The sequence below is a fragment of the Pseudomonas sp. RAC1 genome, assembly GCF_030658255.1.
In the GTDB taxonomy this organism is placed as follows: domain Bacteria; phylum Pseudomonadota; class Gammaproteobacteria; order Pseudomonadales; family Pseudomonadaceae; genus Aquipseudomonas; species Aquipseudomonas boreofloridensis.
This window is the reverse complement of record NZ_JAUTXS020000017.1, coordinates 1-20,469: the sequence shown is the minus strand read 5'-3', so window position 1 is coordinate 20,469 and position 20,469 is coordinate 1. Positions and strand designations below refer to the sequence as shown.

At 64.6% G+C, this 20,469-nt stretch carries 17 protein-coding genes and 1 pseudogene; 10 read left to right on the top strand and 8 right to left on the bottom strand.

The window, feature by feature from the left end:
* Window positions 1-98 precede the first annotated feature (98 nt).
* The 8 genes and pseudogenes from Q7C30_RS03775 to tssJ all read right to left on the bottom strand — a co-directional run bounded on the left by Q7C30_RS03775 (window position 99) and on the right by tssJ (window position 9,851).
* The gene (locus tag Q7C30_RS03775) at window positions 99-404 is read right to left on the bottom strand and encodes a hypothetical protein (RefSeq protein WP_305100077.1); all 306 of its coding nucleotides are present in this window, start codon (window positions 402-404) and stop codon (window positions 99-101) included.
* Window positions 405-486: 82 nt separating this feature from the next.
* Entirely contained in the window at window positions 487-1,032 is a 546-nt protein-coding gene (locus Q7C30_RS03770; RefSeq protein ID WP_305100076.1) for a hypothetical protein, read from the bottom strand.
* On the bottom strand, window positions 1,029-1,352 hold the full coding sequence (locus tag Q7C30_RS03765) for a hypothetical protein (RefSeq protein WP_305100075.1): 324 nt from the start codon (window positions 1,350-1,352) through the stop codon (window positions 1,029-1,031). Before Q7C30_RS03765 ends, Q7C30_RS03770 begins: the two co-directional genes overlap by 4 nt.
* A gap of 344 nt (window positions 1,353-1,696) precedes the next feature.
* Entirely contained in the window at window positions 1,697-2,293 is a 597-nt protein-coding gene (locus Q7C30_RS03760) for a hypothetical protein (protein WP_305100074.1), read from the bottom strand.
* On the bottom strand, window positions 2,290-6,876 hold the full coding sequence (gene tssI, locus Q7C30_RS03755) for a type VI secretion system tip protein TssI/VgrG (RefSeq protein WP_305100073.1): 4,587 nt from the start codon (window positions 6,874-6,876) through the stop codon (window positions 2,290-2,292). Before tssI ends, Q7C30_RS03760 begins: the two co-directional genes overlap by 4 nt.
* 10 nt (window positions 6,877-6,886) lie before the next feature.
* Window positions 6,887-7,681: a type IVB secretion system protein IcmH/DotU gene (gene icmH / locus Q7C30_RS03750; RefSeq protein ID WP_305100072.1), complete on the bottom strand. Its 795-nt coding sequence runs from the start codon at window positions 7,679-7,681 to the stop codon at window positions 6,887-6,889.
* Window positions 7,678-9,011 (bottom strand): annotated as a pseudogene (gene tssK, locus Q7C30_RS03745) (type VI secretion system baseplate subunit TssK). Before tssK ends, icmH begins: the two are co-directional and overlap by 4 nt.
* Before the next feature lie 213 nt (window positions 9,012-9,224).
* Window positions 9,225-9,851 (bottom strand): type VI secretion system lipoprotein TssJ, encoded by a 627-nt coding sequence (tssJ, locus tag Q7C30_RS03740; protein ID WP_305100071.1) that lies wholly within the window; start codon window positions 9,849-9,851, stop codon window positions 9,225-9,227.
* Window positions 9,852-10,105: 254 nt separating this feature from the next.
* Here tssJ and Q7C30_RS03735 point away from each other — a divergent pair, with 254 nt between their 5' ends.
* The 10 genes from Q7C30_RS03735 to Q7C30_RS03690 form a co-directional block, all read left to right on the top strand.
* The gene (locus Q7C30_RS03735) at window positions 10,106-10,714 is read left to right on the top strand and encodes a tetratricopeptide repeat protein (RefSeq protein ID WP_228756418.1); all 609 of its coding nucleotides are present in this window, start codon (window positions 10,106-10,108) and stop codon (window positions 10,712-10,714) included.
* A 30-nt stretch (window positions 10,715-10,744) separates the two neighbouring features.
* On the top strand, window positions 10,745-11,245 hold the full coding sequence (gene tssB / locus Q7C30_RS03730; RefSeq protein ID WP_305100070.1) for a type VI secretion system contractile sheath small subunit: 501 nt from the start codon (window positions 10,745-10,747) through the stop codon (window positions 11,243-11,245).
* Window positions 11,246-11,248: 3 nt separating this feature from the next.
* Window positions 11,249-12,739 carry a type VI secretion system contractile sheath large subunit gene (gene tssC / locus Q7C30_RS03725; protein ID WP_110712666.1) on the top strand — a complete coding sequence of 497 codons (1,491 nt, stop codon included), beginning with the start codon at window positions 11,249-11,251 and terminating at the stop codon, window positions 12,737-12,739.
* A gap of 146 nt (window positions 12,740-12,885) precedes the next feature.
* Window positions 12,886-13,383: a type VI secretion system tube protein Hcp gene (locus Q7C30_RS03720; RefSeq protein ID WP_006465355.1), complete on the top strand. Its 498-nt coding sequence runs from the start codon at window positions 12,886-12,888 to the stop codon at window positions 13,381-13,383.
* A gap of 126 nt (window positions 13,384-13,509) precedes the next feature.
* Window positions 13,510-13,998 carry a type VI secretion system baseplate subunit TssE gene (gene tssE / locus Q7C30_RS03715; RefSeq protein ID WP_305100069.1) on the top strand — a complete coding sequence of 163 codons (489 nt, stop codon included), beginning with the start codon at window positions 13,510-13,512 and terminating at the stop codon, window positions 13,996-13,998.
* Window positions 13,998-15,833, top strand: coding sequence for a type VI secretion system baseplate subunit TssF (tssF, locus tag Q7C30_RS03710; RefSeq protein ID WP_153856123.1), 1,836 nt, complete (start codon window positions 13,998-14,000; stop codon window positions 15,831-15,833). Before tssE ends, tssF begins: the two co-directional genes overlap by 1 nt.
* The gene (gene tssG, locus Q7C30_RS03705) at window positions 15,797-16,888 is read left to right on the top strand and encodes a type VI secretion system baseplate subunit TssG (RefSeq protein WP_110712663.1); all 1,092 of its coding nucleotides are present in this window, start codon (window positions 15,797-15,799) and stop codon (window positions 16,886-16,888) included. The genes tssF and tssG overlap by 37 nt, the downstream gene beginning before the upstream one ends.
* A 72-nt stretch (window positions 16,889-16,960) precedes the next feature.
* Window positions 16,961-19,708, top strand: a complete 2,748-nt coding sequence (gene tssH, locus Q7C30_RS03700; RefSeq protein WP_317870707.1) for a type VI secretion system ATPase TssH — start codon at window positions 16,961-16,963, stop codon at window positions 19,706-19,708.
* Between the two features lie 22 nt (window positions 19,709-19,730).
* Complete coding sequence (locus tag Q7C30_RS03695) at window positions 19,731-20,081, top strand: hypothetical protein (protein ID WP_008268344.1); 351 nt, start codon at window positions 19,731-19,733, stop codon at window positions 20,079-20,081.
* A 120-nt stretch (window positions 20,082-20,201) separates the two neighbouring features.
* Window positions 20,202-20,469: hypothetical protein (locus tag Q7C30_RS03690; RefSeq protein WP_305100067.1), on the top strand; the 268-nt coding region annotated here is incomplete at its 3' end.

Genomic DNA, 20,469 nt, shown 5'->3' with positions numbered 1-20,469 from the left:
CCGGGTCGCGCCGCGCCCCCGCTGGGCGGGCTTCCGGGGCGGCCGGCCGGGCGCGCCGCCGGGCGTCGGCTCGGCTCTACAGAAACCTGTGGCGGTACTTATTCGCAGCGGGTCGCGGTGATGATGTTGTCCTTGTCCACGTACACGCGCAGGCGGTCCTGGCGGATGTCCTTGGTGGTGATGGTGCTGGGGCCGATCGGGTTGACCAGGCCGGCACCGCTTTCGCTGGACAGTCGGCGGATGTTGGGTTCATTGGCTGGCTGGCCGATCGCCCAGCCCAGCTGGCTGGCATTACAGCGGCCCGTGCCCTTCACCTCCGGGCCTGGCGTGCTGACACAGGCGGCCAGCAGCAAAGGGGACGCGAGGGCGGCGAGGGCAAGGCGGGCGGGACGGAATCGGTTCACGGATACAGCTCCTGGGGGCATGATGGCGCCACCATAGCACCGCGCCCGTGCCGAAGGCATGCGTTGGATCAAGTCGCGGCGCTCAAGGTGCACAGGCATTGTCAGGATCGAAGTGATCCGGCCCATGATAGCGGGCGGTAGCGCGCTCGAAGCGCAGTGCGATCGTTTCCCGGCGGCCCGGGCAGTCCCGCGATGCCTCCAGCGCCGGCCACGCCGGATGCGGAGCCGGAGGTGCGGCCAGCGTGGTGAACCGTCCCTCCAGCAGGCGCGCATAGGTTCCGTCCGGGCACTGCGCCAGCACCAGTTTATGGGTGACGTCGATGTCACCGTAGCTGCTGCCGAAGTGGGTGAGGATCGCGTCGGCGCGACCATCGTTGTTGAGGTCGGGCGTAGCGTCGAGCATGGTCTGCCCGCTGCCGTACGCGCAGCCGTCGCCGACGCCAGGTGCGCAGGCGCTTACATGCCTGCCGTCCGCGAACCGCAGCTCGATACGTTCCTCGATGTCGGCCGCGCAGGCGCGTTGCAGTGGACTGGGCGGCGGCGTGCGCGCGATGGCAGCGTTTGCGGCAGCCGAAAGCACCAGCAGGAGCACGGGCGGATGCAGGCGCTGGCACCATGGCGCGGTCATGGCGAACTCCCGCGCTTGATCGCTTCCCATACGCTGTCGATGTGCGCACGCAACGGCGCCGCAGCTGATGCCAGCGCAGGATCGTTCTGGCGCTCGCTGCCGAAGGGTTCGTCGCCTTCCACCTGGCGATAGTTGCTACCAAGGACGGCAATCCATGCATCGGCGGGCGCGCCAAGTTCAACGCGCTGCGAGCCGATGAGGATAGAGCCGTTCTCGAAAACGGCCGCTGGCTTCTGCTCTTTTCCCTCATCCTGAGGTGCGGGGCCGCATGCAGCGAAGAGCAATGAGAGCGTTATCGTGGGAAGGAGTCTTGCGTTCATCTTGACTTTCTATATGTCGCATGTTCTCCAGTGCGTGCTTTCCACGTTCTTCATGCAGGTGCTCAATCTGAGGAGCGCGCGAAGCAATTCCGACAGCAGCAGTGAGGCGGTTCAGAGAAGTGGCAGCAAGTGCGTAGTCGCGCCGCAAATGTTCCGCCATCGTTTGCCGGCCTGGCGGGTAGCTTGCTGGACGCGCTACGCATCCAGCCTATACTGGGGTTTGACCTCGCAATCCATACTCGACTAGGAGTGATGCGAGTTCGGTGTCCACGCACCGTTGGGGTGTGCGGATTGATCTTTGTTCCAGTTAGTCATGCGCGCCATGAGTAATTGGTCGGAGAACGCTAAAGTGCGCGGCCTATTTCTATAGTGTAGGGAAGGCTTTCATATTGCTTTTCGTCAACCGTGAAGGAGATCGAGTAGTTACGGGAAGTGCCATCAACGCGATTCGTAGTGCATATCGCGATGCCTTTGCTGCAGTGCACCTCAAGCATCATGTTGCTGGCGGCTGGGATATCACTGATCTTCATGTCGCCGTTGATTCGTGTGCTACTGACGACGACCTGCCCTGGGAATGGCTTTCTGGGTCTGATGGTTGCTGGCGCGTCTGATGATCCAGGGCCTTCATCTAGATCTGTGTTGAAGGCAAAGGCCACAGTATCGACACGATCCTTCATCGGGAGATCGGTATAGATAAAGATGCCCAGTTCGTCCCACACCATCATGCCCGGTGAGCCCGGATTGGCATATCTATAGTTGTCGCCCAGAAGGGAAATCCATTCTTTGGTGGTTGCCCCAATTCTCGCGTGACCACCGTTGATTGAGAAATCTCCGTTGTCGAATTCGACACTCGGCTGCCGTGGTTTATTGGAATCTAATGATTCGGCCTGGCAGCCGGGAAGGACAAGAAGGATGGTGGAAAGAAGGAGTGCCTTGATCATTTGGTCTTAACCTGATTCTTCTCGCCAAACAGATCTTCATAGAAGCGAGTGATGTAGTCCCAACTATCGGAACCGTAGCGTCCCACGCGACGGATGTTCTCCAATGCGTGCTTTCCATGTTCTTCGTGCAGATGCTGGAGTTCGGTGGCGGACGACGCGCGCCGTATCGCCGCAGTATGGCCTTTGGCCCAAGCGGAAACAGTCGCGTCCTGCCAGTTCGTATCATTGGGGTGAACCAGATAGGACTGTGCGATCTTGACCGGATCACGCGATGCATCGCCGCGCCATCGCCCTGCCATTGCTTGCCCAACCTGGAGGACGGCCTGTTGCGCCAGCTGAGCAGCCAATGTATGCAGCGGATGAACGTCGTGGTCCTTTGCCAGCTGGGAATGGCTGGGGTCGGTTGACCCACTTTTGTTTGGGTCGGAATCGAACATCGTCTGCGCGTCGTCCACGCTGTTGCCTACGAGCAGCAGGAGTTGTTGATAGACGAAGTTGTAGCAGTTGAGCACCGCGCGCATTGGCGCGCTGGCGATCCAGCCAGCCCGTTCCAGATACTCATGTCCAGGGATTCGTGCAATGCGGTCTCGAAGTTTGAGAAAATCCTGGAAAGCTCTGTAGTAACGCTGATCGCTGTGCTCGGAAAGAAGGACCAGCATGATCTTCTCGCCGTCGGAACGGTCGCCAGGCTCGCTCGCCTTGAACTCCCAGCTTTCTACGCCGAAGAGCTTGTGAGCAATGGGTTCGGCAAGGCTTGCGATGACGTCGGTCGAGCCAAACATCCCAGTCACCACAGGGTATCGATGAGTGCAATTGGCAGTTGACGTCCAAGGCAGCACGGTGCTGTGTCCGAGCTTTCTTAAGCTGAGTTCGCAGAAATTGGAGTGTGCGAAGTAGTCCTCAAGAACATGCAGGGCAGAGCCAAAATGGCGCATGCCATCGGGTGTCTTGCCCATTGAGATTGCTGTGTTCAGTTCGGAAGACATGAAGTCTCTGGAGCGCATGATGTAGCGCTTCATCGAGGTTTTCGGGTCTATCTGAAGAAGAGCACTTCCGGGCGTGACCCAAGGCTCGAAGTCCTTGTCGATGGTTTTCGGGTCTGCTGGCTCGGGTTTGATGTTCTTTGGGTTGTCGATATGCTCGCTTGGCTTGTATACCCCGAGGCGTGCGGGCGTCACCCCAAAATCAGCTTGGTTCCCGTACCGTATATTGTGGAACTCACTGCCAGCCAGGACATCAACAATTTGGGTCAGGGCGGCGCGAGAGAGGTATTTGCCGAGGTTCTTCGGTAGGCCTGCGGGGCGTACGATCTTGGGATCGAGCAGTTGGGAGTAGTCCCGGAGCCAGTTGCCAAAATAGATCGCTTGGCGCTGGTTTGGAGTGAATTCGGCATGCCTAAGCACCGCCTCAATCGACCGATGCCCGAACGATTCGTTCGGCCGCTTGTCATGGTTCTGTCCATCACCCGCGCTGAACCCCTCGTAGCGTCCATCCTCGCTCTTGTTGGTCTCCTGTGCGACCGGCCCCTGTTGCTTCAGTGCCGCCTGCACCTCGGCATAGTTCACCTTCAACGCACCGTTGTACTCGGGAGAGGTGTACTGCGCGTATTCGGTTTCGTGCGTACCTTCCAGGTCGAAGAACGCCAGGCGGTAGGCGAGTGCCGTGCCTTCTTCCTTGCCGCTGTCCGCAGCGAGGGTCGGCTTGCCGTTCGCGTCCTTCTCGGCCAGATCGTTGCGCAGCACGTTGTCGACGTGGTGCCCGAATTCGTGCAGCAACACGGCCAGCAGCTCGCGTGACGCTTCGATGGTTGTCGCTGCGCGGTCAGCGGCCATGCTGTTCACGCGGATGATGCGCTTGTTGTTGTCGTAGTCGGCCGGGTAGGGCGCACCGGCCATCACCTTGTGTTCGGGCGCCTGCAGGCTGCCATCCTTCAGTGCGTCCTGCAGCTTCATGTAGGTCCGCGCCGGGACATCGAAGCCGAAGGTCGGCGCCATCATCATGACGAACTCGACCGGTGTCGACTGCGCGGCAATGCTGCGCAGCTGGTCGTAGGCGAAGGTGCTCTCGAAGGTGCGGCCCGGATCGGGCTTGATCGTAAAGGCGGGCAATGGTGGCAGGCTGGCGGGTGTGCTGCTGCCCCCCATGAACGGATGCTCACCCGCCTTGACCTTGAACTCGCCGGGGCAGCTGAAGGTGATGTTTCCGCCCTCCAGCGTGATCGCACTGCTGCCGGCCTGCAGCACCACCTTGGTCTGTGCAAGCACGTCGATGCGGTCGTCGGTGGCGGTGATGGTCAGGGCCTGGTCGCTCAGCAGTTCCAGTTCGCCATCGTGGGCCTGCAGGCTGACCGGCCCCTGCGCGGCGATCACCCGCAGCGGACCGCTCTGCGCGAACAGCGAGACATGCTCGCCGGACACCGTGGCGATGGTCTCGCCGGCGCTGACGTGCAGGTCCTGCTGCACCGTCATCTGCAGGTTCTGCCCGGCGTAGGCCACCGCGCTGGCCGGGGTGGTCCAGGCCACATGGTGTGGTGCCTCGGCCAGCAGCAGCGGCGTGCCCAGCCGTTCCACCGGCTGGTCACCGGGGCTGCGGCCATCGCTGCCGGGTTTCATCGCGCTCTGCCCGTTCACATCGCCCTGGAAGCGGCCCTGCGCCTTCGGGTCGATCTGCTCGCGCAGCTGCCTGGTGCGCTCGAACTCCGCCAGCCCCGGCACCTGCTGCTGCGCCAGGGTCTGCTGCATCTGTTCCAGGCTGCGCTCGGCTCCCTTCAGCTGGGCCACCACGCTGGCGTTGTCCATCACCGTGGACGCCGCGCGCTCCTGCAGGCTGGCCGACAGCAGCAGGCCTTCGCCGGCATGCACGTTGCCCCAGCCCTGGGTAGCCAGTTCGAAGCCCTCGCCACGCAGCGCGCCGCGGGCGGTGTCCTGGTGCGCGATCAGGTAGCCCAGCTCCAGCCGGCTGTCGGCCAGTGAGCTGTGCAGGCGCGTGCGCAGCTGCCCGGGCGTGTCGTCGATCACCCATTGCTGGGTGCCGCTACCGTCATGGGCCTGGGTGTGAAGGCCACTGAGCACGCCGGGGTGGCGTGCGTTCTCGTCGATGCCGCCGCCGAAGGGCGGGGCGACCTCGCCGTTGTAGAGCTGGCCGGTGATGCGCGGCTGGTCGATGTCGCCGTGCAGGAATTCCACCAGCACCTCGCTGCCCACGCGGGGCAGGAAGGCCGTGCCCCAGTTGGGGCCGGCCACCCACTCGGCCACCGGCACCCAGCTGCCACTGGTGTGGTCGCCGGGAGCATGTCCGGGCTGGGCGCTGCCGGTGTCGGTCAGGCCGCCGGGATTGGGCCTGCTGCCGCGCTGCCAGCCGAACTGGATGCGCACCTGATGCTCGCGGTTGGGGGTCACGGCGGTGTTGGCGATGCCCACCACGCGTGCGGTCTGCGGGCCATGCAGGGTCGGCCGGTCCTGCGGCAGGGCGCGCAGCGGCACCCCGCTGCCAGTGGCCAGGAAACTGTTGCGGTAGGCGCCACGCTCCAGCGCGGTGCTGCCCAGCAGCTCGGCGATGCCTTGGTCCAGGTTGTTCAGGGCCAAATGCTGCACGGCCAGCAACTGGAAGGCCTGGCCTTCGTGCTGCGGGTGCTGGGCCAGGGTGAAGGTGCTGCCAGCGGCCAGCTGGCGCTCGCTGCCGCTGCCACTGTAGAGCACCTGGCCGACGCGCAGCGCGTCCAGCCGTGCCTGTGCTTCGGCGTCGGCCCAGCCGGCCTGGGCGAATCGACCGGCGCGCGGCTGCACGTAGACTTCCAGTGCGGGCAGGGTGCCGGCATCGGCGCTGGTGTGCGCGGCCACGGCACCAACCTGCTCGCTGTGCCAGCTGGCCACGGTGCTGGCGTTGGGCACCAGCTGCTGGCGCTCGGCGAAGGCGGTGATGCCGTCGCTGGCCTCGGCCATGTCGGCGCGATGGAAGCGCACGCGGCCGGCGTCGGGCAGCTCGGCGCCCGGCTCGAACACCACCAGGGTGTGTGCGGCATCGTCGTCCTGCGCCTGCTCGATGCGCCAGGCCAGGCCTGCTTCGGCCAGCAGCCGGGTGACGAAGGCCCAGTCGGTCTCGCGGTACTGGGTGGTGATCGCGCGTGCCGGCAGCTCGGCCTGCACGTCGAAGCGGAACAGGGCCTGCGGGTAGTCGGCGAAGATCTGTTCGCAGATAGCGCGGGTATCCAGATCCTGGAAGATCACCGCATTGCGCCGCAGGCGCAGCAGCGCGGTCCACGGTTCGAGGATCAGGCGATAGCGGGCCAGGCCGCCATCGCTGCCCAGCTGCGCCGCCTCGGTACACAGCCCGTGCCACTGGCGCAGCGAACCGTCGGCCTGGCGCAGCTGCAGGGTCAGCGGCTGTTCCAGCCACGGCTCCAGGTCCAGGAACGCGTCGGTGGACAGGCAGTCGATCTGCAGGCGGTTGTCGCCGCACACTGATTCGATGCCTTCGAAGCGTTCGACGACCAGGCCTTCCTCAGGCCCCTTCAGCTGGATCAGGCGTTCGCGGTGGGACAGCGAAGCGAGGGATGCGAGCAGTGAGGAGCTTGGGATGTCCATATCATCAGGCTCATGGCAGGGTGATCGTGATGTGGGCGGTGCGCTCGGGCATCTGCACCACGTCGTTGTAGGCGGCCAGCTGCTGGCGTGTTTCGTGGCCGAGGTAGGTGCGCATGCCGAAGAAGGCGAGGATGCCGAAACAGCCCACGACCACCGCCGGCAGCCACAGCGGGACCACGCGGCGCAGGCTGTGGCGGACGTTGTCCGGGGGCAGTGCATGCGGCGCGAAACCGTGCCGCTTGCCCTTCAGGTAGACGATCTCATCGCCGAGGCGGGCGGTCAGGTAGCCCAGCTTCTCGGTACCTTCCAGTCGGTACTTGCCTTCGAAGCCCATCAGCAGGCAGTAGTGGTAGACCTCCAGCGAGGGCAGGCGCGCAGCGCCCTGGCGCCGGAGCTCCTCCAGGCGGTCGAAGAAGTGTTCGCCGGCCAGATGCTCGCCGAACAGGCGCAGCTGCAGCGGATTGCGTTCCCATGTTTCGTGCAGCGGCGAAGGCTGGGACAGGATGGCCTCGTCCACTGCCGCGCAGAACGCGTACTTGGCGGCGTAGACGTCTTCCGAGGCCACGCCCAGGCGCATGGCATTGCGTTCGACGCCATCAAGGAACTTCTGCACCGTCTGCACGAAGCTCTCGGCATCGTGTGGCAGCTGGCCACGTTTGAGCAGCAGCAGCAGGTAGAAGCCGTCGGCCATCAGGTCCTGCAGGCTCTGCGGATTGGCCGCCTGCGGCGTCGGATTGACCATCGCGCCATTGGCGGTCAGCGACGGCATCGGACCCGGCGTCGGGGGCAGGGGGGAATTCATCATGAGGTCACCGCCACAAGTTCCATCTTCAGCTCGGCAATGCCGGCCGGCACGTAGATCATCAACGACTGCGCCTTGAGCATGCGCTCATAGAGCGCGCCGCGCGCGTCGAGTTCAAAGTAATGACTGCCCGGGCGCACCGGGATCGCCGCCGGCACCTGCGCGGCATGGGTCAGCTTCACGCCGGGCAGGGCGGACAGCACGCACTTCTCGACGTCGTCCGGCGCACCCACCTTGAAACGCACCGGCACGCTCTGGATCAGCTCCTGCGCCGGCAGCGAGGCCGATACGGACAGGTAGAACGAGGCATTGCCGTCGATGCGCTGCGAATCGAGCCGGCCGAGATGGTAGGACGGCTTGACTTCGTTCAGGGCGATCTTGAAATAACGCGTGGAGATCACGGTATCCAGCAGCGCGCGCACGATTTCCAGCAGCTTGCGGAACGAAGCCTCCGGCTGGTCGTGGCGATACACCGGCAGGTCGCCCAGCTGGTAGGCATTGGAGAAGGTCAGCAGCGCGCCGGCCATGCGCAGCAGTTCCTGGTGCAGGCGTTCGGGGTGCAGCTGCGGATGGTGCAGCAGGTGGGCCAGTGCGCTGAACGAGCTGTTGATGGTGTGCAGCAGCCAGAACGAGGCGATGTCGCCGGAACGGAACTCGATGATGTTCTGCGAGGTCTGCCGATGCAGGCCATAGAGTGCATCGACCTTCGCCTGCAAGGCATCGAGTACCGCCCGCAGTTCGCGGTGCAGGAACGGGATGCCTGCAGCTGGGCGCAGGGGGGGATGAATTCATCGTCCAGTTCGAAACCGCCGCTGGAGGTGCGGCGCACGCGTGCGATCGGCACGGTGGCGTACGCGTCGCGCGGCTGATCGTCGGTAAGCAGCTTCACGGCCTTGCTGAGGAAGGCGAGCTCGGCTTCGACCGCATCGGTGAACAGGTCCTGCGTGTCACGGTTGGCCTGGCGGTAGCGGGCCAGGACCGTGCCTTCGGCGTCGGCGCAGTTTGCGCCGTCATCGCGCAGCAGCGGCAGTGCCAGGTAGACCACGGTGGTCTGCACGCCCGGCGGCAGCTCCTGCAGGGACACTGCGTCGGGCAGGCCGTCGTGCGCGGGCGCATCGTAGGTCTCGCCGTCGGGAAACACCGCCGACAGGTCGAGCGGGCGCAGCGTGCCACCGGAAAGTGCATGTGGATCGAAACGTACCCGGCGCGCACCCCATGCGTAGGGGTGCAGGGTCTGCGAGAGATCCTGCAGCCGTGCTTCGTGATAGGCGTCCTGGCGCTGGAAGTGCTGGGGACGCAGGAACAGGCCTTCGCCCCAGAGAACCTTCGACATCCTGCTTACATAAGCCACGTTCAATCCTTGGAAATAGCTTGAAAAAGTCGCCGATGCGGGTTGGTTCCGGCGTTTTCGCGCCCCGCGGTGGCGAATACCCTTTCAGTGATGTGAAAGTGTGAATCGCATCCCACATTCAAGCGAATAGGGCAATCGTTGCGCTGAGGATACTATCGCATCGATGAATTCGAGTGCCAGAATTCCGGCGCGATGCTACTTCTTCGCGCCTGCACAACGGATGGATGCAAGACTGCCTGGATCACCGGAAATGCGTGTCAACAGCGCCTTGCTGTCGCTGGTCAGGGCACAGGCGTGGACGCCGATGGTGACGCCATCCTGCGGAAGCGTCTTGCCCTTGGTGTCGAACGCGAGCCGCCAGCGATTCTCGGCCGGAGCGCGGAACAGGGCGACAACGCCGAGCACTGCACTTCCTTCACTCAGCTGCTCGGACAATTCCTGCCGGGCACCTGGGGTCAGTACGACCTCGTTGACCGACAACAGGTCCGCGCCGAGTGCAGCCTGCTCGCCGGCCTGGTCGAGGAAGGCGTTGAAGGGAGCCTGTTCGAAGCGTTGCAGACTGCGCAGGTGGTAGATCTTGACCACCGCGGCCGTCGCCCGCTTGTCGTTGCCGGCGTTGAGGTTGCTGCCGGCGTACAGGCGCAGCGGAATGGTGGGGGGCGCCTCGGGCTTGTCCTCGCGGATGCCCACGGCCTGGAGGGTCTTGTCCATTGCCTTGCCCAGCTTGCTGTCACTGGCGCAACCGGTCAGGGACGTGGACATGACCAGGGACAAAATCGTGACGGATATCACGCGATGGAATGAGAAAAGTTGCGCATTCATGTGCGGTCGGTCGGCTCGGGGTGCAGGGCGAAAATTGAGCGTATAAGTACTTTCTGCTCGCGGATATCACATCGGGATGTGAAGGTTGTGTCTATCAAATTCGCCATATTCTTGACGAAATTCACTATACCGACGCGTATTCGCGAATGTACACTGCCGCCGACAGGGGCAGGAATCCCGTGCGTTGTATCGGCGGAGATTCGGCTTCCTTGAGGAACTAATTTCGACGAGGGACCACTATGGAAGTGAAGGCAATGGGGAAGGCTGTGTACCGGCCGATGTTCGCGCTGATGTTGCTGTCGGGCCTGGCGGCCTGCTCATCGGCGCCGAAGAAGGCCGAGGTCGTGCCGTTCGAAACGACGCTGAGCAACGCCGAAGCACAGGTCACCACTGGCGGCGCCGATGCCGCGATCAGTGCGTTCGAACTGGCGGCCAAGGCCGACCCGACGCGCAAGGAGCCGTGGGTACGCATCGCACAGCTGCAGTTCGACCAGGGCCAGTACGCCCGCGCGATCGTCGCAGCCGAGGAAGTACTCCAGCGCGATCCCAATGATCTGGTGGCCGATGGTGTGATCACCGTCGCCGGCTTCCGTGTCGCCAACCAGTCGCTGACCCGCCTGCAGGGCCGTGGCGCACTGGCGTCGGACACCGCACGCAAGGAAGCCCAGACCCTGGCCACCACCCTGCGCAACACCATGGGTGACGCCATTCTCGACCCGACGCCCAAGCCCAAGCCGCGCAGCCGCGCCCGTGCCGGCCGTGCCGCGGCTCCCGCCGCTGCCGCCCAGCCCGCCGCGACGCAGCCGGCCAAGCCCGCTGCCCGCTCGAACACCTCCGATCCGTTCCAGAACATCGGCAACTGATCCGGAACCGGCCCCAGTCAGGAGACACTCATGGCCAAGAAGGAAAGCATCCAGAAGCGGCTGCAGAAGATCCGCCCGCCGCGCGTCCAGCTCACCTACGACGTGGAGAAGGGTGACGCGATCGAGCAGAAGGAACTGCCGTTCGTGGTCGGCGTGATGGGCGATTTCAGCGGCAACCCGGAACAGCCGCTGCCGAAGGTCAAGGATCGCAAGTTCGTCAACGTCGATCTGGACAACTTCGATGAAGTGATGGAAGGCGTTGCGCCGCGCGCGGTCTATCGCGTGCCGAACAAGATCAGCGACGAAGGGGGCGAGTTCGGCGTCGAGCTGAAGTTCAATTCCATCGACGACTTCCGTCCCGAGGCGGTGGTCCAGCAGATCGAGCCGCTGCGCCGCCTGCTTGAGTCGCGCACCAAGCTGGCCGATCTTCGCAACAAGCTGGCGGGCAACGAGAAGCTGGAAGACCTGTTGACCGATGTGCTCAACAACACCGAGCAGCTGAAGAAGCTCGGCGTGACCAAGGAGGACTGATCGATGTCAGCCGAAGCCAGCCAACTGGCCACCCAGGCCGCCGTGGCCGAAGAGGTGGGCCTGCTCGACCAGATCGTCGAGAAGAGCAAGGTCGCCAAGTCGCAGACCGAACATGATCGTGCCAAGGACATCATCGCCGCGCTGGCGAAGGAAGTCCTGGACGGTACCGTGGTGGTCTCCGACAACCTCAACCTCACCCTTGATGCACGCATCGCCGAGATCGACCGGATCATTTCCGAGCAGCTCAGCGCGGTCATGCATGCGGAAGCCTTCCAGAAGCTGGAAGGCAGCTGGCGGGGCCTGCACTACCTGTGCCAGCAGACCTCCACCGGCCCGAACATGAAGATCAAGGTCTTCAATTCGCCGCAGAAGGATCTGGTCAAGGACTTCAAGTCGGCCATCGATTTCGACCAGAGCGCGCTGTTCAAGAAGGTCTATGAAGAGGAATTCGGCACCTTCGGTGGTGCGCCGTTCGGCGCCCTGATCGGTGACTATTTCCTTGGCCGCCAGCCGGAGGACATGTACTTCATCGAGCAGATGTCGCACGTCGCCGCTGCCGCGCACGCGCCGTTCATCTCCGCCGCCAGCGAAGGCATGTTCGGCCTGGAGACGTTCACCGACCTGGGCAAGCCGCGCGACCTGGCCAAGGTGTTCGACACGGTCGAATACGCCAAGTGGAAGTCGTTCCGCGAGAGCGAGGACAGCCGCTACGTCGGCCTGACCATGCCGCGCTTCCTGGGGCGCCTGCCGTACAACCCGAAGGACGGCACCACTGTCGAGGGTTTCAACTTCGTCGAAGAGATCGAAGCGGCCGACCACAGCAAGTTCCTGTGGTGCAACACCGCCTACGCGATGGGCGCCCGGCTGACCCAGGCGTTCGAGAGCTTTGGCTGGTGCGCAGCGATCCGCGGCGTGGAAGGTGGCGGCCTGGTCGAGGACCTGCCGACCCATACCTTCCGTACCGACGACGGCGAAGTGGCGCTGAAGTGCCCGACCGAGGTGGCCATCACCGACCGTCGTGAGAAGGAACTCAGTGACCTCGGCTTCATGCCGCTGGTGCACTGCAAGAATACCGACTACGCCGCGTTCTTCGGCGCACAGTCGGCACAGAAGCCGAAGAAGTACAACACCGATTCGGCCAATGCCAACGCGATCCTGTCTGCCCAGCTGCAGTACATCTTCGCGGTCTCGCGTATCGCCCATTACCTCAAGGCGATGATGCGCGAGAAGATCGGCAGCTTCGCTTCGGCGGGCAACGTCGAGGAATTCCTGAACCGTTGGATCGCCCAGTACGTATTGCTGGACGACAACGCTTCGCAGGAAGCCAAGGCGCAGTTCCCGCTGCGTGAAGCCTCTGTGCAGGTTTCGGAGGTGCCGGGCAAGCCCGGTGTCTACCGCGCGGTGGCCTTCATCAGGCCGCATTTCCAGCTCGATGAGCTGTCTGTTTCGTTGCGTCTGGTCGCCGAACTGCCGGCGTCCGCGAAAAAGTCGTAACGATTTGCTGTAACTGAAGCGTCCAGGGGAGTCCGCTCCCCGGATTGCAGTGACGCTTATTTCAAGAGGGCGTAGCCCCCCTTAACCGCCAGGCCCGCGCCTGGCACATCAAATCTCACGGAAGAACGGAATTTAGGAGACCAGATATGCAGCACGCTTTCCTCTCGATTGACACCATCAAGGGCGAGTCGCACGACGACAAGCACAAGGACTGGATCGAAATCCAGTCGTTCTCGCAGGATCTGTTGCAGCCGCGTTCGGCCACCGCGTCGACCTCCGGCGGCACCACTGCAGCCCGCGTGAACCTGTCCCCGATCGAAATCACCAAGTCGATCGACCTCGCCTCCACGGCCCTCAACCAGGCCGCCTCCAACGGCACCACCTTCCCGAAGGCGCAGATCCAGTTCATGCGCGCCGACAAGGACGGCAACGCGATCAATTACTACACGGTCGAGCTGCTGAACGTGCTGGTCCACCGCGTCACCACGACCGTGGACAAGGAAGGCATGCCGCAGGAAGTTGTTCAGTTGAGCTTCGGCGCCATCAAGTGGACTTACCAGCAGCAGAAGCCGGAAGGCGGAGTTGGTGGCAAGACCGTGGCGCAGTGGAGCGCAACCAAGAACATCCCGAACTACACCGTGTGATGTTGTGTCGCTGCGATGGCGCCTCGTGCGCCATCGCAGTCTGATCGCCGGGCAGGGCCAGGAACGGCCTTGCCATTGCTGCACCGCTGCCGCCCGCACGGATGCCGAACCTGAGTGGATCGACCAATGAAGGGACTCGAACCCAGCCTGCTGGAAAAACTGTTCGACGACGCCCCCAAGCAATCGGGCGCCGGGCCGGTATTCAAGTCCGTCTCGCTGGAGCAGTACAAGGAATCCATCGCCCGCGACCTGGAGGGGCTGTTGAACTCGCGCGCCGCGTTCCAGGAAGGCGACATGAAGGAATTCCCCAATTGCCGGCAATCGCTGCTGACTTACGGGTTGGCGGACTTCTCCGCGATGAGCCTGGCCAACGCCTACGATCGTGCCGCCATCTGCCGCTCGCTGGAGCAGGCCGTGGCGCGCCATGAGCGCCGCCTGCGCAACGTCAATGTCCATCTGGACGCGGGCAACCAGTTCGCCGGTGGGCTGCATTTCACCATCCATGCGCTGCTCGACCTGGAGCCTGCACGCGAGCCGGTCAGCTTCGACGCGATGCTGCAACCCTCGACCCTGCAGTACCAGGTCACCCGCGCACGCCGCACGCAGGCCGCCTGATGCAGGACCTGCTGCCTTACTACGAACGCGAGCTTGGCTACCTTCGCCGTTACGGGCGCGAGTTCGCCGAGCGCTACCCGAAGATTGCCGGGCGCCTGCAGCTCTCCGCCGAGGGCAGCCAGGATCCGCATGTCGAGCGCCTGATCGAGGCCTTCGCGCTGCTGAGTGCGCGCGTGTCCAAGCGCATCGAAGATGACTATCCCGAATTCACCGACGCGCTGCTGGACGTGCTTTATCCGCACTACCTGCGGCCGTTCCCGTCCTGTTCGATTGCCCATTTCGACCTGGAAGGGGTGGCATCCAAGCTGAGTGCGCCGGTGCGCGTGCCACGCGGCACCGCCCTGCAGAGCCGGCCGGTGCGTGGCGTACCGTGCGAGTTCCGCACTGCCTACGACGTCGTGCTCGCGCCGATCGGCGTGCAGCAGGTGGTCTACCGCAGTGTGGCGGATGCACCGATGGCCACGACGCTGCCGGCCGGAACCGGAGGCCAGATCTCGATGGGGTTCCAGCTGCTGTCCGATCAGCTGGGTTTCCACCAGTTGGGAACCGATCACCTGCGCCTGTTCCTCGATGGCGAGCCCTCGGTGCGCGCGGCCCTGCGTGATGCGCTGATGCTGGGGGTGAAGGCGGCATACGTCGAGTCCGACGGAGATGGCCGCTGGCGCCGCCTCGACAAGGTGCCGCTGAGCGCGGTCGGGTTTGCCGATGACGAAGCGCTGATCGATTTCCCGGCGCGTTCGCATCCTGCCTATCGCCTGCTGACCGAGCTGTTCGCCTATCCGGAAAAGTTCGGCTTCGTCGACCTGCACCTGCCCTCGGTGACGGCAGGTGCCAGCCGCCGTTTCACCCTGCATCTGGTGCTGCAGGCGCACGGCCAGGACCGTGGCAACACGATGGTGCTGGACGAGCTGGGTGTGCACAACGTGCGGTTGGGGTGCACGCCCATCGTCAATCTGTTCCGCACCAGTGGCGAGCCGATCCGTGTCACCCATCGTACGGTGAACTACCCGGTGCTGGCCGATGCCCGCCGCGCGTTCGCCTATGAAGTGCACTCAATCGATTCGGTGCATCGCATCCGGCAGACCCCGCAGGGTGAGCTGATCCAGGCCTTCCGCCCGTTCTATTCGCTGCATCACGGGGAAGACCCCGAGCGCACCGGTCAGTACTGGGTGGCGCGCCGTGACGAGGACGTGGCGCGGCAGAGCCCGGGCTTCGAGACCGAGATCAGCTTCGTCGACCTGTCATTCAACCCGGTGCTGCCGCAGACCGATACGGTCAGCCTGGAACTGACCTGCAACAACCGGGACCTGCCCAACCAGCTGGCCTTCGGTGTGGCGGGCGGTGACCTGAGCATCGAAGGTGGCAGTCCGGCCAAGGCGATCAGCCTGCTGCGCAAGCCGACCAAGCCGCTGCGTTTCCGTCACGGCCGCAACGCCCAGTGGCGCCTGATCTCGCATCTGTCGTTGAACCAGTTGTCGCTGACCGCCAGTGGCCTGCCTGCGCTGAAGGAGATGCTGCGCCTGTACGACCTGTCCGGCAGCAACGTCTCGGCGCGGCAGATCGACGGCATCCTCGAGCTGCAGCAGACGCCGGTGACCACCTGGATGCACGGCCGCCAGTTCGCCTCGGTGGTGCGCGGCCTGGAGATCCGCCTGACGATCAATGAAGCCCATTTCGTGGGCACCGGTGTGGCCGCCTTCGCCCAGGTGATGGACCACTTCTTCGCACTCTACGTGCATGCCAACAGCTTTACCCGACTGGTGCTGGTTTCCGGCGACAGCGGGGAGGAGATCGTCCGATGCCCAGCGCGCAGCGGCGAATCGATCCTGGCGTAGCCCAGCAGCTGCTCACCGAACCGCACCGCTTCCAGTTCTTCCAGGCGGTGCGGTTGCTTGAGCAGGTGTTCCAGCGGCAGGGCGTCAAGCCCGGCCAGGCCGTGCCGATGCGCGTGCGGTTCCGCAACTCGCTGTCGCTCGGATTCCCGGCCACCGAATTGTCGGCCGAGGGCGAAGTGTATTCGCTCAAGGGCGAGCGGCTGCAGGATCGCGAGGCCATCGAACAGGCCCTGCATGGCGAGGAGCTGGCCGAAGTCCACCTGACCCCGCAGTTCATGGGCCTGCTCGGCACCGCCGGCGCCTTGCCGCTGCACTACACCGAAACCCTGCAGCTTCGGGAGTTGTACCAGCGCGACCGGACCGCGCGTGCGTTCCTGGACATCTTCTCCACCCGCGCGGTATCGCTGCACTACGCCGCCTGGAAGAAGCATCGCCTGGCTTTGCAGTACGAGCTGGATCGCCGCGAGCGCTTCCTACCGCTGGTGCTGTCGCTGCTCGGCATGGGCATGAGCGAGCTGCGCGACCGCCTGCACGAAGGCGAGGGCGAGATCTTCGACCAGGCCGTGGCCTATTACGCGGGCGCAGTGCGCCAGCGACCGGTGTCGGCGGCGCTGATGCAGCGCGTGCTGTCGGACTACTTCCAGGTGCCGCTGCACCTGGAGCAGTTCGTGGGCGCGTGGTACCGGGTCCCGACCGGGCAGGCCACGCGGCTGGGCCAGGCCAATGCCGTGCTGGGCGCCAGCGCGTTGGCCGGCGATCGCGTCTGGCAGCGCGACCTGCGCCTGCGACTGCGCATCGGCCCGCTGCGCCGCGACCAGTTCGACGCCTTCCTGCCAGGCGGCAGTGCGGCCGAAGCGCTGTCCAAGTGGTTGTCGCTGCTGACCGGCGGCATCCTCGAATATGAAGTGCGCCTGGTCCTGCGCGCGGAAGATGTGGAGGGCAGTTCACTCGGCATGGGCGGCGGTGTGCGCCTGGGCTGGGACAGCTACCTGTGCACCGCGCCACAGGCGACCCCGCGTGAGGACACCACGTATGGCATCCACACGCTGCAATGACATCGTGCCGGTGGTGTTGGTGCCGCCGGCCCCCGAACGGTTCCAGCAAGGAGTGCGCGTTTCCGCATGAGCATCAACCTCAAAACCCTGATCAGCAAGCTGGACGACACCTGCCGCCAGGCGGCCGAGCGCGCTGCGAACCTGTGCATGGCGCGCGGCAACTACGAGGTCGACCTGGAGCACCTGTTCCTGGCGCTGCTCGAGCAGCCGCAGAGCGATTTCGTGTTGATCGCACGGCGCAGCGGCATCCTGCCCGAGTCGCTGGAGCGCGATCTCAGTGATGAGATCAGTCAGTTCAAGACCGGCAACAGCCGCACGCCGGTGTTCTCCCAGCACATTCCGAAGCTGTTCGAGCACGCCTGGCTGATCGCCTCGCTGGACTCGGAAACCACCCGCATCCGCAGTGGCCACCTGCTGCTGGCGCTGCTGACCGAGCCCGATCTGGCCCAGTTGGCCTATCGTGGCTCGAAGCTGTTCGTGCGCTTCAAGCGCGATGAGCTCAAGCACGACTTCGCCAAGCTCACCGAGGGCTCGCAGGAAGCGGTCCAGACCGTGCGTTTCGCCGATGCTTCGGCCGGCGGTGAAGCCGGCGAGGGCGACGACGCAGCGCCGGCTGAGGCCAAGGGCGGCCTGTCGAAGACGCCGGCGCTGGATCAGTTCACCACCAACCTCACCCAGCGTGCGCGCGAGGGCAAGATCGATCCGGTGATCGGCCGTGACGGCGAGATCCGCCAGGTGATCGACATCCTGATGCGACGCCGCCAGAACAATCCGATCCTCACCGGCGAAGCCGGCGTCGGCAAGACCGCGGTGGTCGAGGGCCTGGCCCGTCGCATCGCCGACAAGGATGTGCCGGACGTGCTGCAGGGCGTGGAGCTGCACACCCTGGACATGGGCCTGCTGCAGGCCGGTGCCAGCGTCAAGGGCGAGTTCGAGAACCGCCTGAAGAACGTGATCGACGAGGTCAAGAAGAGCCCTCACCCGATCATCCTGTTCATCGATGAAGCCCATACCATGATCGGTGCCGGTGGTACCGCCGGCCAGAATGACGCGGCCAACCTGCTGAAGCCCGCGCTGGCGCGTGGTGAACTGCGTACCATCGCTGCCACGACCTGGAGCGAGTACAAGAAGTACTTCGAGAAGGACGCCGCACTGGCCCGTCGCTTCCAGGTGGTGAAGGTCGAGGAACCGAGCGAGGCACTGGCGGCGGCGATGCTGCGCGGCATGGTCGGGCTGATGGAATCGCACTTCAACATCCGCGTGCTGGATGAGGCGGTGACCGAGGCGGTGCGCCTGTCGCACCGCTACATCAGCGGTCGCCAGCTGCCGGACAAGGCGGTGAGCGTGCTCGATACCGCGTGCGCCAAGGTGGCATTGGGGCAGAGCGCCACGCCGGCCATCATCGAAGACACCCGCAAGCACCTGGACCGCCTGCAGGCGGAGATCGGTGCACTGCAGCGCGAGACCGCTGGCGGCAGTGACCAGCATGGGGAACGCCTGGCCGAACTGCATGCGCAGCAGGCCGAAGCGCAGGCCGTGCTGGCCAGCAACGAAGAGCGCCTGGGCCGCGAACGTGACCTGGCCGGCCGCATCGCCGCACTGCGCCAGCAGATGGAGCAGGGCGAAGCCACGTCGAGCGAGGTCGAGCCGGCCAGTGACGAGGGCGACGGTGATGTCGCCGTGGCCAAGCCGGCCGCCAAGCGTGGCAAGGCCAAGCCGGAGCTCTCGCCGCAGCACGCCGAACTGGCGCGGTTGCAGGCCGAGCTGCGCGAGCTGCAGGGCGAGACGCCGATGGTGCCGCTGCAGGTGGATGGCACCGTCGTGGCCGAGATCGTCTCGGCGTGGACCGGCGTGCCGCTGGGCCGCATGGTCAAGGACGAGATCCGTACCGTGCGCACGCTGGGCAACCTGCTGGTCGAGCGCGTGATCGGCCAGGATCATGCGCTGGATGCGATCGCACAGCGCGTGCGTACCGCCACCGCCAAGCTGGAAGATCCGAACAAGCCGCGCGGCGTGTTCATGTTCGTCGGCCCGTCCGGTGTCGGCAAGACCGAGACCGCACTGGCGCTGGCCGACATCCTGTACGGCGGCGAGCGCAAGCTGGTCACCATCAACATGAGCGAGTACCAGGAAGCGCACAGCGTGTCCGGCCTGAAGGGCTCGCCGCCTGGCTACGTCGGCTACGGCGAAGGTGGCGTGCTGACCGAGGCCGTGCGCCGCAATCCCTACAGCGTGGTGCTGCTGGACGAAGTCGAGAAGGCCCATCCGGACGTGCTGGAGATGTTCTTCCAGGTGTTCGACAAGGGCATGATGGATGATGCCGAAGGTCGTGAGATCGACTTCCGCAACACCCTCATCATCCTCACCTCCAACATCGGCTCGTCGCAGATCATGCAGGCCTGCCTGAACAAGCCGGCCGAAGAGATCCCGGGTGCCGAAGCGCTGTCCGATGCGTTGCGCCCGGTGCTGATGCGCACCTTCAAGCCGGCCTTCCTGGGCCGCCTGAAGGTGGTGCCGTACTACCCCATCAACGATGACGTGCTGGCGCAGATCATCACGCTCAAGCTCGGCCGCATCCGCGACCGCGTCATCGCCAACCACAAGGCCACCTTCAGCTGGGACGACAGCCTGGTGGAGGCCGTGCTTGCGCGTTGCACTGAAGTGGACTCGGGTGCGCGCAACGTTGACCACATCCTCAACGGAACCCTGCTGCCGGAAATCGCCGAGAGCGTGCTGGCGGCAATGGCCGAGGGGAACCGGATCAACGCCATCAAGGTCACCGCCGGCAAGAAGGGTGACTTCAAATACAAAGTGTCCTGACACTGAGCATAAGGAGAACGCTATGGAATTCTATGGATTTGACCGCGAAGCCGCCCTCAACCACTGCGACAGCCTGGAACTGGGCCTGGGTCGTGAACTGGACCGTGTGCGTGCCTGGAACCGCCTGCGCCCCGAGCACGTGATCGAACTGCTGGACACCGCCGTGCCGGCCGCCCGACAGGATGCGCGCAACATCGCCGCGCAGATCAGCCGCGGTTCCTGGCGCATCCACATGGATGCCCCGGTGGTCGGCAAGCCGCAGCTGGTGAGCAACGTGCGCGAACTGCAGATCACCGCCGGCGGCCGCGACTACCGCCTGAAGATCAGCGAAGGCGTGCGCCTGCAGCTGGAAGAGATCGTCCAGGCTGCCTGATGGCCGTGCGTGCCTGTCGCCCCTGCAGGGGCGCAGGCCGCGCGGAAACGGGAAGCGGAGTACACCGATGCGCATGCCGCATGCAGACCACCTTAAAGCACGGGAAGCCGGGGAAGCACCATGGATCTGGTAAACAACCTGCGGGCCGCGCTGGCCGGGCCTTCGCACGCACAGCGTTTCCTGCGGCTGCACACATCGCTGGGGAGCGACGTGCTGGTGGCCGAAACCCTGGATGGCGTCGAGCAGGTCGACGGCATCGGTTTCCAGTGGACGATCACCGCCCTGTCGCTGGACGCCGGCCTGCAGTTGGCGCCGCTGATCGGGCAGGGCGCGCTGCTGCAGCTGCAGCAGGCCGATGGCAGCCTGCGTCCGCTGCACGGCCGTATCA